The organism is Mesorhizobium sp. WSM4840 (assembly GCF_055811755.1).
Window position 1 is genome coordinate 63,649 of sequence record NZ_JBVVQD010000022.1, and the last position, 14,759, is coordinate 78,407.

Consider the following 14,759-nt stretch of genomic DNA (forward strand, 5'->3'; position numbering starts at 1 on the left):
TACGGGGCAAGTCCGGACGTTAGCGAATTATCAAATCGCTAAAATGCTAGCTTTCCTCGCAAGCCCGCATCAATTCCCGGACGATATGGTGCCGACTTGTTGGGCAAGGGGAACTATCATGGTCTGGGTGCGTATCCTGGCAGCGCTCGGTCTCACTCTGGCGGCGGGCGGAGCACAGGCTTCGTCATTCGTTGTTCTCGGTGCACCATCCTCGACGCCATCCGTCGTCAGGCTCGGCGCGCCTGAAGCGGTGAAGATGGCTGGGAGCTCCTCGACGCCATCGATCGTGGCGCTCGGCGAACCAGTGCCCGACGTCACCTATGAAAAAGTTGCTGCGATCCCGAGCCAGCCCAAGCATGACTTCATGCAAAGCCCGATGATCATTCGCGGCGGCATCGTCGGCGACGCCTTCGCAAAGCCGGCCCCCAGCGTCGCACCTGCCGCGACAACCGCTGTCGCAGCACCTGGGGCGGCCACCAGATCCGACGAAAAGATAAGTGCAACGAACAGCCCGCCTGAGCCCGCAACGCCGCAACCGACGCCCATTCCCGAGATCGACCAGGCCAGATAGCCGTTCGAGGCCAGGACGACGCTCGCGCGCCGCCTGGTTCATTGAGTAAAATTCCGTCGCCTGAAAAACCTCAGGCCGCGACTTCGTCGTCCGCGTCGGTGGCGTCCGACTCTTCCTCTTCGTCGGTGTCCTATTCGTCAGCGTCCGGCGCTTCGGCCTTCACGCCGTCTTCCTCGTCCTCGTCGTCATCCAAGAGGGTAGCGGCTTTGTCGTCTTCAGCGCCTTCCTCGGCCGTCGCGTCGCTTTCGTCGTCACCGTCCTCATCGTCTTCCGACAGATCGGCAGCTTCGATCGCGGCAGCTGCCTCGTCGAGGGTTGTTTCGGAAACGGGCTCAAGCGTCTCGGCGGCGGTTTCTTCTGTCACTTCGATGTCGCGAGCGGAATTCATGAAAGCCTCCGCGGGGTTGGCGAACATGTTCCTTGTGCCAGCAGAGATGATCGTCATATGACTGTAAGCCGGCTCGACCGGCTATTGGGAAAGAAATATTTTCCCAAGCCTCAGCCGGCGATTTTCGAGAAATCCGCAACCTTGTCGGTCGCTGCCCGGATGCGTGCCAGCAGTGCCAGACGATTGGCGCGCACGGCCAGGTCCTCATCATTCACGAGAACGCGTTCAAAGAATGAATCAACCGGTTCACGCAACGCGCTAAGCGCCAGCATGGCGGCGGAAAAGTCTTCATTGTGAATCGCTTGGCCGGCTTCTCTCTCGGCCTGATTCACCGCGGCAAACAGCGCTTTCTCGGCATCTTCCCGGAATAGAGCCGGCTCAACACGTTCGGCGATGGTCGTTTTCTTCTTCTCCTCGGCAGCCAGGATATTGGCCGCACGCTTGGTGCCGGCAAGCAGGTTCTTGCCGTCCTCGGTGTCGAGGAACGTGCCAAGTGCTTGGACGCGGCGGACGATTTGGAGCAGGTCGTCGGACCGCGAAGCCCCCTCATCCGGCCGCTCTGCGGCCACCTTCTCCCCGAGGGGAGAAGAGGTCGCCAACGCTGGCGTCAGTCTCTTCTCCCCAGCGGGGAGAAGGTGGCCCGAAGGGCCGGATGAGGGGGCTTCGCCACTTGACAACACCGCGTCAATCAGATCGTGCCGCGCGCCCTGGTCGCGGAGATAGACCTTCAGGCGGTCGTGGAAGAAGGCGAGGAGATCGGCGCTAAAGGGCCGTCCGGACGCGAGATAGTTCGCCATCTTGTAAACGCGGTCGAAGAGAGATGTCAGCGCAAGCCGGACACGATTCTCGACCAAAATCCTGATCACTCCCAGCGCCGCCCTCCTCAGCGCATACGGGTCCTTTGACCCCGTCGGCTTTTCGTCAATCGCCCAGAAGCCGACCAGCGTGTCGAGCTTGTCGGCGAGCGCTACGGCCACCGATACCGGGTCGGTCGGAACACGGTCGGACGGGCCCTGCGGCTTATAATGTTCCTCAATCGCGGCGGCGACCGAGGGATGCTCTCCCTGCAGCAGCGCATATTTGCAGCCCATGGCGCCCTGCAATTCCGGGAACTCGCCGACTACCTCGGTGGTGAGGTCGGCCTTGGCCAGGACGGCAGCACGACGTGCGAGCGCGGTAATCTCCCCCCTTGAGGGGGAGATGTCGCCGAAGGCGACAGAGGGGGTCGGCACGTCCTGACGCGACGCCCTATCGCGGACAGAGAATGCCGGCGTTTCACGCGAGACAACCCCCTCTGGCCTGCCGGCCATCTCCCCCTCAAGGGGGGAGATCGACTTCGCCACGATCGGCGCCAACACCTCGGCAAGCCGCGCAATGCGCTCAACCCGCTCACCCTGCGTCCCGAGCTTGGCGTGGAAGGTGACGCCGAGATGGTCGAGACGGGCCATGCGCTGGTCGAGCGGCTTTTTGAGATCAAGCCCGAACTTTTCCGCCGATGCCTGCAACTGGTCGAGATCAGGCAGGTCGCCCTGGTCGGTCTTCCAGAAATAGAGCGCGTCGGACAGGCGGGCGCGCACCACCTTGCCGTTGCCGTGGGCGATCTCCTTGCCACCGTCGCTTGCTTCGATGTTGGCGGTCAGGATGAAGCGGTTGGAAAGCGCTTCACCGACACCCGGTGGCCGCGTAACGAAGCACTTCTGGTTGGCGCGGATGGTCAGCCGGATCACCTCGGCCGGAATGGCGAGAAAGTCCTGCTCGAACTCGCCCATCAGCACGACAGGCCATTCGACCAGGCCTGACACTTCCTCGAGCAGCCCCTCGTCCTCGACCAGATCGAGCCCGTTGGCGAAAGCGAGATTCCTGCCGTCGGAAAGGATGATCTCCTTGCGCCGGTCGGCGTCGAGCACGACCTTCGCCGCCTCCAGCTTGGCGGCATAGTCGTCGAAGCGGCGCACGGTGATCGCGCCCGGCGCATGAAAACGGTGGCCGTAGGTGACATTGCCCGAGCGGATGCCGTCGATCTCGAAGTCGACGACCACCGGCTCCTCGGTCTCCGGGCCGAAGGTGCAAAGGATGGATTGCAGCGGCCGTACCCAGCGCAACGATCCGGGTTTCGCCGAGGCCGGCCCCCAGCGCATCGATTTCGGCCATGGAAAGCCGCGGATGATGCCCGGCACCAGTTCGGCGATGATTTCTTCCGCCGCCCGGCCCGGCTTCGCAATATGGGCGACATAGAAGTCGCCCTTCTTCGGATCGGCATGGACATGCGCCTCGGCGATCGAGGAAAGGCCGGCCTTGCGCAGAAAACCTTGCACCGCCTGTTCGGGCGCCTTGGTCGAGGGTCCCTTGATCTCCTCGCTTATGTCCTTCGAGCGCGCGGTCACGCCGCGAATGTCGAGCGCCAACCGCCGCGGCGTCCAATATTCGCGCGCCGCCTCATAGGTCAGCCCGGCCTCGACCAAACCGTCCGTCATCATCTTCTTCAAGTCGCCCGCCGCCTTGCGCTGCATGCGCGCGGGAATCTCTTCCGAACGGAGTTCTAAAAGCAGGTCGGGCATTGATTGTGCTCACGCGGCAAAATGGTCCGGGCGGGGCATAGCAACTCGGCTGGCCGCTGTCACCCTTCCCCATGCAATCGGCGTGTCTACCGACGATTTCCAAAAAATTTCCGCTGCCTGTCGGGTCGAAGCGGGGCTATCCGTCCTTGGGTCAAAGATTTCCATGAACCGAACGCAGCGCTGAAGCGACCAACGCTCAGGCAGGGAACTATTGGCTGAACGACCATGAAGTCGGCATCGACATTCCTACAGATCCTCGCGCTCAGCGCCTGTTTCGCAGCGCAGGCTCATGGGACGTTCGCGATGCCTGGCGTTAGACAAGCGCTGCGGACGATGGCTGGCTCCAGCGGCCAAGGCGTATTGCCAATCAGCGCTTCAGTCGAAATCGCAAATAGCCTCTGGAGCTAAGCCGCCAGCCCGCCAGCCTGCGTCAGCAAAAACGCCTCGCCGCAGGCTTTCGCCAGATTGCGTACCCGCAAGATGTAGCTCTGCCGCTCGGTGACGGAAATCACGCCGCGCGCGTCGAGCAGGTTGAAGACGTGGCTGGCCTTGATGCACTGGTCGTAGGCGGGGAATACCAGGCGGTGGTTCCCCTCCCCTTTGGGGGGAGGGTGGCCGGACGAAGCCTGGCCGGGAGAGGTCGCTCGGGCAGTGCTCGACGTCCTACTTGCGGTGCCTTCTGAGGCAACCCCCTCTGCCCGCTTCGCGGGCATCTCCCCCTCGAGGGGGGAGAAGGGCGCGCCGGCATCGAGCAGCGCCTTGCACTCGGCTTCGGCGTCCTCGAAATGCCGAAGCAGCATCGCCGTGTTGGCGAATTCGAAATTGTGGCGCGAATATTCCTGCTCGGCCTGCAGGAAGACGTCGCCATAGGTCACCTTGTCGGCGCCCTCGCGGCCGTTGAAGTTGAGGTCGTAGACATTGTCGACGCCCTGCACATACATGGCCAGCCGCTCCAGCCCGTAGGTGAGCTCGCCCGCCACCGGCGCGCATTCGATGCCGCAGACCTGCTGGAAATAAGTGAACTGCGACACTTCCATGCCGTCGCACCAGCACTCCCAGCCCAGCCCCCAGGCGCCGAGCGTCGGGCTTTCCCAGTCGTCCTCGACGAAGCGGATGTCATGCAGAAGTGGATCGACGCCAATGGCCGACAGCGAGCGGAGATAAAGCTCCTGCAGATTAGCCGGGTTCGGCTTCAGGATCACCTGGTACTGGTAATAGTGCTGAAGCCGGTTCGGGTTCTCGCCGTAGCGCCCGTCCTTGGGCCGGCGCGAAGGCTGCACATAGGCCGCGTTCCAGCGCTTTGGCCCGAGCGCGCGCAGCGTCGTCGCCGGATGGAACGTGCCGGCGCCAACTTCCATGTCGTAGGGCTGGAGAACGACGCAGCCATAGTCAGCCCAGTAGTTATGCAAGGTCAGGATCAGCCCCTGGAACGAGCGGCTGGGATGCATATGGGCTGGGATATCAACAGTCACGGCGGCCTCGACGGGAAAGGCGGGGATGCGGCCCTCCCTAGAGCGCCCACCGGCAAGCGTCAAGGCAAGGGGCCGGCCGCAGAGGCGTGTCCCAGCAAAAACCGCGAACTCGCCGAGGAAGTCGTCGAAGCAGATCTGGACCGCCCGGAAAGCCTCAAAGCTGCATTTGAAGGGGCATACGGCGTCTTTCTGGTCACCAATTTTTGGGAAGAAGGTACCGACGAGTTCAAGCAGGCAACAGCAGCGGTGCGCGCCGCCAAAGAGGCCGGCGTCCAGCATTTTGTCTAGTCAACGTTGCCCAATGTAGAAGCAATCAGCGGCGGCAAGCCCCACGTTCCCCACTTCACCGGCAAAGCCAAAATTGATTGGATCGTGAAGAAGGCCAGCTTTGCGCATCATACGTTCGTTATCGCGCCATTTTTCTACCAGAACTTTGTGGGCGCACTTGCTCCGCAAAAGCAGGAAGATGGAAACCTGGGCTGGGCTCTTCCCCTTGATCCGGACGTACGTTGCATTCACATGGGCGACATCACCGAACTCGGCGACATCGTGGCCGGCGCATTCGGACACCCGGATGAGCCAGGAAACGGCGAGCATCTGCCTTTGGTCGGTGATTTCATAAGCTTCAATGAAATCGTCGACACGCTGAAACGGCAGGGACATAAGATTTCATTCAAACAAGTCCCAACGGACGTTTTTGCTACCTCTTTTCCTGGGGCCGCCGAGGTGGCAGGGACTTTTAGCTACTTCCAGGTTCACACTTACCTTGGCCCGGGTCCGCACGACGAGATTGCGCTTGCAAACAAAATAGCAGGCAGGCAAGCGAGCAGGTTCGCGATGTGGGCTCAAGTGAATTTCCCGGCCCAAAAGACGGACGCCGAGAGCGGCGTGGCGGCCTGATCGTGGCCCTTGCTGGGAGCCAGAGAGCGCCCAGCGGTCAGTCCCGCGCCTCAGCCGTTCGGCGGCTCTCATGTGTGGTATGGTGTCATTCGGCAGGGCGTCCAGCACCCTCGAGGAGACAAAAGTCATGGATTCCCAAGGGATGGCTCAGATGTCCTCCGTCGATTCTCTTGCAGCGAGTTTATTGTCGGCGACATTGATGTTCGATCGGGCGTCGTTGCTGGCGCTCGAGGCTTTAGCTGCCGAATCCGACCGTCGGGTCCTGAGACGCGGTGAGGTTCTGGTTCGCGAAGGCGATGCGTCGGACAGGTTTTTCATCGTGCTGTCTGGACGCTTTACGGTACACAAAGGAGATTCGACTGGCTCGGTCGCCGAGATCGCACAGGGTGAACTCATCGGTGAAATCGGTTTCTTCGCAGGACTACCCCGCACGGCCACTGTCCTTGCAGCGCGCGATTCGATCGTCCTTGAAATCGGTCGCAATCATTTCGAGAAGGCGGCCGAGACATTGCCGAGCCTGAGAGAGGCGGTCACGGTATTTCTGGCGCGCCGGTTTGCCACCCAATCTCCGAGTTCGTCGCGTCTCAAGGAACCTGCCAAGATCCGAACGCTTGCGATCATTGCAGCCGGCGGAAGTCGCATCTCACCGGTGCTCATCCAGCACCTGCGGCAAGCGTTCGGCGCGGCCACGCGCGCTCGGTTCGTTTCCCGGCTTGAGATCCAAGCGAAGTTCCCAGGTCTTCCGATCGACGACCAGCCGATCCTTAACTGGTTGAACGAACTGGAGGCGGAAGCCCAATTCAACGTCTATGTTGCCGATGAGGAACCTAATGAATGGACCCAAGTCTGCATTCGCCAGGCCGATACCGTCCTGTTGCTGGCCAACGCGTCCTGCTCGCCTCGCCTGAACCCGTCTGAGGAACTGACGCTAGCGGTCCATCCGCCATCGACCAGTCGGCTTGTCCTAATTCACGACAATCGCTCGGCAGCGGTCTCCGGTACCTCTGCATGGCTCGATGAGCGACCCTATGTTGACCAGCATCATCATGTTGCGCTGGACGACGGGTCTGATTTCCAGCGCCTGGTCCGATTTATTTCGGGCAAGGCATTGGGCTTCGTGGCGGCAGGGGGTGGGTCCCTCGGCAGCGCTCATTTAGGCGTCTACAAGGCTTTCGTTGAGGCGGGCGCTTGCTTCGACTATCTCGGCGGGACAAGTTCCGGAGCGGCGATGATGGCCGGCTTCGCAAGAGGCTTGGATGCCGACCAGATCGACCGAGGCACCCACAACATATTTATCAAGAGCCGGGCGTTTCGCCGTCCCACCTTGCCGCATTTCGCGCTTCTGGATCACAAAGCGTTTGATCGGGCTCTTCGGCTGGAATACGGCGACGTTCTGATCGAGGATCTTTGGCTTCCGTTCTTTGCGCTTTCGACCAATCTGAGCAGCCGTCAGCCCCATGTCCACCGTCGTGGAAAGCTCTGGCACGCCGTTCGGGCGTCGGGCTCCATCCCGGGCGTCCTGCCGCCGTTCTTTACAGATGACGGCGATATGCTGGTGGACGGCGCTATCATGAACAATTTGCCGCTGGAGCAGATGACGGAGCTCAAGACCGGACCCAATGTCATCGTTACCTTCGGGACGAGTGCACCGCAGAAATACGACATAGACTATGACCGCATCCCCGGAGCTTCCGAACTGGCATTGGCCTTGCTGAACCCTTTCGGTCGTGCCCGCTTGCCTCGGGTTCCCAGCATGCTTCAGGTCATTGCCTCGAGCATGCTGGCACACCGGCCGCAGGACATTGCCGTCGGCGAAGAGGATATCTTGGTCTGTCCGGAGGTTCCGAACACGATCAGCTTCATGGATTGGAGTCGGCATTCCGAGTTGTTTTCGGATGCCTACGACCGTACGACCCGATGGATCGAGGAACATCTCCGCCAGAACGACTCAGGGCTCCGAGCGGTGCTCGGCACCGAGCACGATTAGCATGGCTTATAGTCCAGACCCTTAGCGACAGCGGCGACGAGCCCCGCATAATCGAATTCAGAGTATTCAGCCCTTCGGCGCGGGCGCCGGCTCGGGCTTGACCTTCGGGGTTTCCTGCGCTGTGTTGGATTCGATCGGCGGCAGGCCCTTTAGCAGTTTCTGCTGCAAGGCGGCGAGCACGTCGGGATCCGGCTTCAGGTCGCGGGCCTGGTTCCACTGGAAGGTGGCTTCCAGCCTGCGGCCGACGCGCCAATAGGCATCGCCGAGGTGATCGTTCAGCACCGGATCTTCCGGCTTCAGCGACACGGCGCGCTCCATTTCGCGCACAGCGTCTTCAAACCTGCCCATGCGGAAATAGGCCCAGCCCAGCGAATCGACGATGTAGCCGTCGCTCGGCCTGAGGTCGACGGCCTTCTGGATCATCTGAAGGCCTTCCTCGAGGTTGACGTTCATGTCCACCCAGGAATAGCCGAGATAGTTCAGAACCTGCGGCTGGTCGGGGAACAATTCCAGCGCCTTGCGAAAATTCGGCTCGGCCTTGGGCCACTCCTTCAGCCGCTCATAGGCGATGCCGCGCTGGTAGAAAATATTCCAGTCAGCGCGGGTCGGGGACTTCAGCATCGCTACCGCATTGTCATAGAGACCAGCCGCGGAGCGGAAATCCTCCTTTGAGGCATAGACGCCACCGAGCGCCTGATAGGCACGCATGTCGTCGGGATGCGCTTGGACGAGGGCCTTCAGATGGGCGATGGCCTCGTCATAGCGGTCGAGATCGGCAAGGTTGAGGCCGAGCTGCAGTTCCGAAAGCGCCTTCAGTGGCGAACTGGCCGGGATGCGGCGATAGAAGGCGATGGCGCCCTCGCCGTCCTTCAACTGCTCGGAAACGGCGGCGAGTTGGACAAGGGCCGCGTCGCTGTCGGCCCGCAGTGCCAGGGCATATTGCAGATAGAGGCGAACGAACGGCTCGCCGCCACCGCGATTGAGCGCGGTGGCGAGATCGAGCAGAATTTCCGAGGCGCCGTCGGACGGGCCTACAACGAAGGGTTCGACCTTCTCGCCCTTGGTGATCTTGTCGCGAAGCGCTGATATCTCGACCTTGCCGGGGGCAAATGCCTCGGCCTGATCGAGCACGGACAGCGCCTTGTCATTGTCGCCCTTGCGGGCAAGGAAGGAGGCATAGGCCTGCGCATTGCGCATCCAGGTTTCGGGCGCGGCGGCGCCGGTCGCGGTGTCCTGCAAGGTCGCGGCGTAAATCGCATCCGCCTTTTCGGGCAGGCCCGAGGCATCGGCGATAAGCGCGCGATGGAAGGATTTGAAGAGGCCGAACCAGTCCGGGCCCTGCAGCCTGTCGATCGAGGCCATGGCCTCGCCGGGGTCGCCGGCGCCCTGCTTGGCCCAGCCGGTCATGACGCCGGAGATCAGCCGGTCGAGATCGGATTCGAGCGAAAGCTTGAGCCAGTATTCGGCCTTGGAAAAGTCCTTCTTGTGAAAGGAGCCGACGGCCAGCGCCAGGCGCGAGAACCGCTCGACGTCGGGAACCGTCTTGAGCTTGTCTGCATAGACCAGGGATTCTTCGAAGCGCCCTTGCGCGATCAGCGACAGCATCAGGCTTTGCTGCAACGAGGTATCACCGGGAGCGAAGGCGAGCGCCTGCTTGTAGTAGGCGATGGCGCTGTCGAGATCATTGTCGCCTTCGGCGACCCGCGCGGCAAGATAGGCCCCCGAGAACGACATGATATTGACCGGCTCGGTGGTCTCTTTGGCATAGGCGGGCAGACCGGAGATCGCCATGCCCGTCACAACTGCCAGCCCTGTCAGCCAGCGCGCACATCCTTGCCGCATCGTATCCCTTTCAGTCAAAGCCATGCCCGCGTCAGCGGGATCGCCGTAGACTCGATCTTTTCCAGGTAAAGCATGGCCTTTTTGGGGTCACGCTTCAACCCGGCCCGAATTCACAATCGGGTCATGCTATCAAAAACCACGCGAAAATGCGCCCAACTGCGACCGTCGACCGCGCTTTGCCGGCCTGACGCGCCGCCGGCCTGTCCTGCTGCAGCACCGGCGCCGCGATGCCGTAAGCGATCCGTAAGCGACGGGCGGCGAAAGTTTACGCAGCGGAATGATGCGTGGAACTGTGCAGATGGATGCCGTTGCTTCGCCCAGGAAGATGCCGATGCTGGAAATGCCGCAGGACCAGCAGGCCTTCGCCATTGTCGATCGAATCTACGAAGCGGCGTTCGCGGCCGAGCTGTGGCCGGAGGTATTGGCGGCGGCAAGCGCGATCTCCCGCTCGGCAAACGGCGCGATCTTTGTAGTCAGCGATCATTCGCCGGTCCGCGCCATCACCGAAACGCATGTCCAGCCCTTGCTCGACGCGTTCATGAAGGGGGATACTTGGCGGTTCTCCGAGAGCGTGAAGCGCATGTGCGCCGCGCAGCCGGCAACCTTTGTGTGGGTCGATAATTTCATCATCTGCGAGGAGATCGAGTGCGATCCCGTTCGCAAAAGTGCCACCGCGTTTGGCATCGGGCCGCATCTGTGCACAGCCATCCCCATGCCTGGCCGCGAGCTTGTCCTTTTTGTCTTCCAGCGCTGGCTGAAGGACGGGAGTTATGACCAGGCCGCAATCGGACTGTTGAACGGACTGCGTCCGCACCTCGCACGGGCGAGCCTTGTCGCCGGGCGCCTGGGCCTGGAACGGGCCAGGACCGCCGTATCCATTCTCCGGGAAATCGGGCTGCCGGCCGCAATCATGAATGGATCGGGCATGAGTGGATCGGGCCGTGTGCTGACGGCCAATCCGCTTTTCGAAGACATGGCCGACGTCTTCCTTCCCACAGCCCATGGCGGCATCGCGATTGCCGATCAAACTGCAAACGCGCTGTTCCAGCAGGCGATCGCGCAGAACCGGGATAACCGCGTCGTGCGGTCCATCCCCGTCGCTGCCATCAAGGGGCGGTCCGCGCTGGTCGTTCACCTGTTGCCGCTGCGCCGCGCCGCGCATGATATTTTTTCGGGCGCGGACATTCTCGTTGCCGCAACCGTGGTCGGCATCGGCGCGACTGTTCCATCGCCCAGTATCCTTTCAGGCCTGTTCGACCTGACGCCGGCAGAAGCCCGGCTCGCCGTCGAGCTTGCCTCGGGCCTTTCGGTGCAGGAGGCGGCCATGGAAATCGGCATCGCCGTCAAATCGGCCCGCACCTATCTCGAGCGAATTTTTCGGAAAACCGAAACCAGCCGTCAGAGCGAGCTCGTGGCGCTGCTGAAGAGCGCGTGGTCATTTTCATGACCTCGACAGTTTGCCGGGCGCGCTGACCGTCACAGAGCCCTGCCCTACTTGCTAACCATGCTGCTGCGGAACGTGCATGATTTCACCGCCGCAATTCCGGGAAGACCAAAATCGCGGGCCGGCGCGGTGCCGGCCGCCGGCGATGTCTTTCAGTTCACCCGGCTGATGCAGAAATCGATGACGTCGATCAGCGCCGATTTCTGCGGTGTCGCTTCGAGCGGCGCCAGCGCGTCGCGGGCGATCTCGCCGAAATGGCCGGCGCGCCCGATCGTGTCGGCGATCGCGCCGTGACGGGTCATCAATCCGATCGCCTTTTCCAGCCCGGCGTCGTCGGTGACATTGTCCTCAATGGCGCGCTTCCAGAAGATGCGCTCGGCCTTGGTGCCGCGCCGGTAGGCGAGGATCACCGGCAGCGTCACCTTGCCTTCGCGGAAGTCGTCGCCGACATTCTTGCCCAGATCCTTGCTGGTGCCGCCATAATCCAGCGCATCGTCGATCAGCTGGAAGGCAAGGCCGAGATTCATGCCATAGGAGCGCAGCGCCGCGCGATCGTTTCGCGTCGCCTGGGCGATAACCGGACCGACCTCGGCGGCGGCCGAGAACAGGGCCGCGGTCTTGGCCTTGATCACCGCGAAATGCTCATCCTCTGTGGTTTCGAGGTTCTTGGCGGCGGCGAGCTGCATCACCTCGCCCTCGGCAATGATCGAGGCGGCGCTGGACAGGATGTCGAGCGCTTCCAGCGAACCGACATCGACCATCATGCGGAAAGCCTGGCCGAGCAGGAAATCGCCGACCAGCACGCTCGCCTGGTTGCCCCAGATCATGCGGGCGGTCTTCTTGCCGCGCCGCATGCCGCTCTCGTCGACGACATCGTCGTGGAGGAGCGTGGCGGTGTGCATGAACTCGACTGATGTGGCGAGCTTGACATGGCCGTCGCCGGAATAGCCGAACATCTGCGCTGAGGCGAGCGTCAGCATCGGCCTCAGCCGTTTGCCACCCGAAGAGATCAGGTGGTTGGCAATCTCCGGGATCATCTCGACGTCGGAACCGGCCTTCGACAGGATCAATTTGTTGACACGCCCCATATCGGCCGAAGTCAGGTCGATGAGATCCTTAATGGAGGCGGCTTCCCGCTTCCCGTTTTCGATGTTGAGAACGACACCCACGACAAACTCCCGTCTTATGTCACGCGCACGACGGCACCCCGATACCGCCGCAAACTCTAGGGCGCTACCCACAGGCACGGCAAGAGGCGATTTGGCGCGGTCGAGGTGGCGACGGAAGCCACCCACGTTTACATAGACGCTGCAACCTGCGAGTTTCTTCCTATGATAGAGCTTATCCGCACCAACGACGCCGTGATCATCTCCTTTGTCGAATCGCTGATGCGCGATGCCGGCATCGGCTGTTTCGTCGCCGACCAGAACATGAGCGTGCTCGACGGTTCGATCGGCATCTTGCCCAGGCGCATCATGGTCGAAGCCGACCAGGCCGATGCGGCGCGGCGCATCCTGACGGATGCCGGCATCGCCAACGAGATGCGCCAGAAGTAATGTCCGCGGCGCGCGCCACCCTGGTCCAGGACACGCCGGCCCATACCGTCGATGCTTTCCATCGCGGGCGGTTCTGGCTGGTGCAGCCTAAACAGGCAGGCCATCGCGCCGGCATGGACGCCATGATGCTGGCGGCTGCCGTGCCGTCCTCCTTCGCCGGGCGCCTTGCCGATTTCGGCGCCGGTGCTGGCGCCGCAGGCCTGGCCGTGCTGTCGCGCTGTCCTGATGCCGAGGCCGTGCTCATCGAACGGTCTCCGGAAATGGCGGCCTTCGCCGCAACGACGCTTGCCCACCCCGGTAATGCGCATCTCAACGACCGCGCCTCGGTGCTCGCCGCCGACGTCGCGCTGTCGGGCCGGGCGCGAACCGCCACTGGGCTTGCCGACAATTCCTTTGATTTCGTCATCATGAACCCGCCCTTCAACGCGGCCGAGGATCGCGCCACGCCCGACCCGCTCAGGAAGGCGGCGCATGTGATGGAGGACGGGCTGTTCGACAGCTGGATCCGAAGCGCGGCTGCTGTGGTCAGGCCGCGCTGCGGTCTTGCCGTGATTGCCAGGCCCGATCAGCTCGGCGCCATCCTCGATGCGATATCAGGCCGCTTCGGCGACGCCGAGATGCTGGCCGTCCACCCTCGCCCCGAGGCAGCGGCGATCCGCATTGTCGTCAGGGCAATACTCGGCGCACGCGGAAAACTGTCGATCCGCCCGCCGCTGATGCTGCATGCACAATCGGGCGACGGCCCAACCGAGCGGACCGAGATGATCAACAACGGGCTGGCTTCGCTGTTCGGCGACTGAGCCTTTTTCTACCGGCCGGCGGCGCGGCATTGCCGTTGGCCGGCGAATCCCTACATGCCTTCAAGCCAATCGAGCGGAGACCCCGTGAAACGCTTCCTGAACCGCCTGCTGCCGAAATCCTGGCGTTCCGACATCGTCGTCATTCCCGTCATCCGGCTGCACGGCACGATCATGCCCGGCGGCGGCCAGTTCCGGCCTAGCCTGTCGCTCGCATCCACTGCCGGCCCTATCGAGAAGGCGTTTTCCTTCGATGCGCCCGTGGTCGCCATCTCGATCAATTCGCCGGGCGGCTCGCCGGTGCAGTCGCGGCTGATCTTCAGACGCATCCGCGACCTGGCGACCGAGAAGAACAAAAAGGTACTGGTCTTCGTCGAGGACGTGGCGGCGTCGGGCGGCTACATGATCGCGGTCGCCGGCGACGAGATCGTTGCCGATCCGTCGTCTATCGTCGGCTCGATCGGCGTGGTGTCGGCCTCGTTCGGCTTTCCCGAGTTGTTGAAGAAGATCGGCGTCGAGCGCCGCGTCCACACGGCCGGCCAGAACAAGGCGGTGCTCGATCCGTTCAAGCCAGAGAAGAAGGAAGATATCGAGCGGCTGAAGGCGCTGCAGCTCGAGGTCCACGAGACCTTCATCGACCTCGTCAAGGACCGGCGCGGGGCCAAGCTCAAGGACGACCCGGACCTGTTCACCGGCCTGTTCTGGACCGGCAAGAAGGGACTGGAGCTCGGCCTTGTCGATGCGCTTGGCGATATGCGCAGCGTGCTGAGGGCCCGTTTCGGGCCAAAAACCCAGCTCAAGCTGATCACGGCGCCGCGCGGCCTGTTCGGCCGCTTCGGTTGGTTCGGCTCAAGCAGAGGCGGCTTTTCGGCGCCCGAGATCGCCGCTGCTGCCGCAAGCGGCGTGATCGATGCGGCGGAAGAGCGCGCGCTATGGGCGCGCTTCGGGCTTTGAAAAACCGGCGAAAGCGTTTAACTTAAAAGCTTGACCGGCCCGACCGGCGCCGCAGTCGGCCTTGCGAGGGAGGAGTTTGACATGCCACAGATCATTTTCTTTATCGCAGTCGGCCTGCTCGCCTATTTCGGCTATCGCTCCTTCGTCAGGGAAGCCGAGCGCGTGACGGCCAAGATACGGCGCACCGAAAAGCAGGCTACCAACGGCACAATGGGCACGCTGGTCAGAGACCCGAAGACCGGCGAATACCGCCTGGCCAAGGACTGACATCATCCCCCTCGTGACTGAGA

The 14,759-nt window shown here is 62.4% G+C and carries 12 protein-coding genes and 1 pseudogene; 8 read left to right on the plus strand and 5 right to left on the minus strand.

Annotated features, from left to right (window positions below; genetic code table 11):
- Window positions 1–118: 118 nt before the first annotated feature.
- Window positions 119–571, plus strand: coding sequence for a hypothetical protein (locus AC0L3I_RS25630; RefSeq protein ID WP_473528677.1), 453 nt, complete (start codon window positions 119–121; stop codon window positions 569–571).
- A 130-nt stretch (window positions 572–701) separates the two neighbouring features.
- On the opposite strand, the gene AC0L3I_RS25635 is transcribed toward AC0L3I_RS25630, so the two are convergent.
- The 3 genes from AC0L3I_RS25635 to AC0L3I_RS25645 form a co-directional block, all read right to left on the minus strand.
- A complete protein-coding gene (locus AC0L3I_RS25635) occupies window positions 702–959 on the minus strand; it encodes an ATPase (RefSeq protein WP_473487659.1) in 258 nt (85 codons plus the stop codon).
- A 110-nt stretch (window positions 960–1,069) separates the two neighbouring features.
- Window positions 1,070–3,517 (minus strand): glycine--tRNA ligase subunit beta, encoded by a 2,448-nt coding sequence (gene glyS / locus AC0L3I_RS25640; RefSeq protein WP_473528678.1) that lies wholly within the window; start codon window positions 3,515–3,517, stop codon window positions 1,070–1,072.
- 404 nt (window positions 3,518–3,921) lie between these two features.
- Window positions 3,922–4,989, minus strand: coding sequence for a glycine--tRNA ligase subunit alpha (locus tag AC0L3I_RS25645; RefSeq protein ID WP_473528679.1), 1,068 nt, complete (start codon window positions 4,987–4,989; stop codon window positions 3,922–3,924).
- Between AC0L3I_RS25645 and AC0L3I_RS25650 the strand changes: the two are divergent.
- Together AC0L3I_RS25650 and AC0L3I_RS25655 are read left to right on the plus strand one after the other, a co-directional pair.
- Window positions 4,966–5,889 (plus strand): annotated as a pseudogene (locus AC0L3I_RS25650) (NmrA/HSCARG family protein). The gene AC0L3I_RS25645 and the pseudogene AC0L3I_RS25650 overlap by 24 nt on opposite strands.
- Window positions 5,890–6,040: 151 nt before the next feature.
- Complete coding sequence (locus AC0L3I_RS25655) at window positions 6,041–7,876, plus strand: patatin-like phospholipase family protein (RefSeq protein ID WP_473528680.1); 1,836 nt, start codon at window positions 6,041–6,043, stop codon at window positions 7,874–7,876.
- Between the two features lie 66 nt (window positions 7,877–7,942).
- Here AC0L3I_RS25655 and AC0L3I_RS25660 read toward each other — a convergent pair whose 3' ends face one another.
- The gene (locus AC0L3I_RS25660) at window positions 7,943–9,718 is read right to left on the minus strand and encodes a tetratricopeptide repeat protein (protein ID WP_473528707.1); all 1,776 of its coding nucleotides are present in this window, start codon (window positions 9,716–9,718) and stop codon (window positions 7,943–7,945) included.
- A 298-nt stretch (window positions 9,719–10,016) separates the two neighbouring features.
- On the opposite strand from AC0L3I_RS25660, the gene AC0L3I_RS25665 reads away from it, so the two are divergent.
- Window positions 10,017–11,165, plus strand: a complete 1,149-nt coding sequence (locus AC0L3I_RS25665; protein WP_473528681.1) for a helix-turn-helix transcriptional regulator — start codon at window positions 10,017–10,019, stop codon at window positions 11,163–11,165.
- 149 nt (window positions 11,166–11,314) lie between these two features.
- On the opposite strand, the gene AC0L3I_RS25670 is transcribed toward AC0L3I_RS25665, so the two are convergent.
- Window positions 11,315–12,331, minus strand: coding sequence for a polyprenyl synthetase family protein (locus tag AC0L3I_RS25670; protein WP_473487667.1), 1,017 nt, complete (start codon window positions 12,329–12,331; stop codon window positions 11,315–11,317).
- 162 nt (window positions 12,332–12,493) lie between these two features.
- Between AC0L3I_RS25670 and AC0L3I_RS25675 the strand changes: the two genes are divergently transcribed.
- The 4 genes from AC0L3I_RS25675 to AC0L3I_RS25690 all read left to right on the plus strand — a co-directional run bounded on the left by AC0L3I_RS25675 (window position 12,494) and on the right by AC0L3I_RS25690 (window position 14,736).
- Window positions 12,494–12,718: a putative signal transducing protein gene (locus AC0L3I_RS25675; RefSeq protein WP_023799382.1), complete on the plus strand. Its 225-nt coding sequence runs from the start codon at window positions 12,494–12,496 to the stop codon at window positions 12,716–12,718.
- Window positions 12,718–13,518, plus strand: coding sequence for a tRNA1(Val) (adenine(37)-N6)-methyltransferase (locus AC0L3I_RS25680; RefSeq protein WP_473528682.1), 801 nt, complete (start codon window positions 12,718–12,720; stop codon window positions 13,516–13,518). The genes AC0L3I_RS25675 and AC0L3I_RS25680 overlap by 1 nt, the downstream gene beginning before the upstream one ends.
- Window positions 13,519–13,602: 84 nt before the next feature.
- Window positions 13,603–14,469, plus strand: a complete 867-nt coding sequence (locus AC0L3I_RS25685; RefSeq protein WP_473487669.1) for a S49 family peptidase — start codon at window positions 13,603–13,605, stop codon at window positions 14,467–14,469.
- Window positions 14,470–14,550: 81 nt separating this feature from the next.
- Window positions 14,551–14,736 carry a hypothetical protein gene (locus tag AC0L3I_RS25690; RefSeq protein ID WP_077381693.1) on the plus strand — a complete coding sequence of 62 codons (186 nt, stop codon included), beginning with the start codon at window positions 14,551–14,553 and terminating at the stop codon, window positions 14,734–14,736.
- Window positions 14,737–14,759 lie beyond the last annotated feature (23 nt).

Bases quoted from the DNA above. Each gene is read 5' to 3' on its own strand.
- AC0L3I_RS25690 (WP_077381693.1), top strand. From the start codon at position 14,551: ATGCCACAGATCATTTTCTTTATCGCAGTCGGCCTGCTCGCCTATTTC.
- AC0L3I_RS25680 (WP_473528682.1), top strand. From the start codon at position 12,718: ATGTCCGCGGCGCGCGCCACCCTGGTCCAGGACACGCCGGCCCATACC.
- AC0L3I_RS25665 (WP_473528681.1), top strand. From the start codon at position 10,017: ATGGATGCCGTTGCTTCGCCCAGGAAGATGCCGATGCTGGAAATGCCG.
- AC0L3I_RS25630 (WP_473528677.1), top strand. From the start codon at position 119: ATGGTCTGGGTGCGTATCCTGGCAGCGCTCGGTCTCACTCTGGCGGCG.
- glyS (WP_473528678.1), bottom strand. From the start codon at position 3,517: ATGCCCGACCTGCTTTTAGAACTCCGTTCGGAAGAGATTCCCGCGCGC.
- AC0L3I_RS25635 (WP_473487659.1), bottom strand. From the start codon at position 959: ATGAATTCCGCTCGCGACATCGAAGTGACAGAAGAAACCGCCGCCGAG.
- AC0L3I_RS25675 (WP_023799382.1), top strand. From the start codon at position 12,494: ATGATAGAGCTTATCCGCACCAACGACGCCGTGATCATCTCCTTTGTC.
- AC0L3I_RS25660 (WP_473528707.1), bottom strand. From the start codon at position 9,718: ATGCGGCAAGGATGTGCGCGCTGGCTGACAGGGCTGGCAGTTGTGACG.
- AC0L3I_RS25655 (WP_473528680.1), top strand. From the start codon at position 6,041: ATGTCCTCCGTCGATTCTCTTGCAGCGAGTTTATTGTCGGCGACATTG.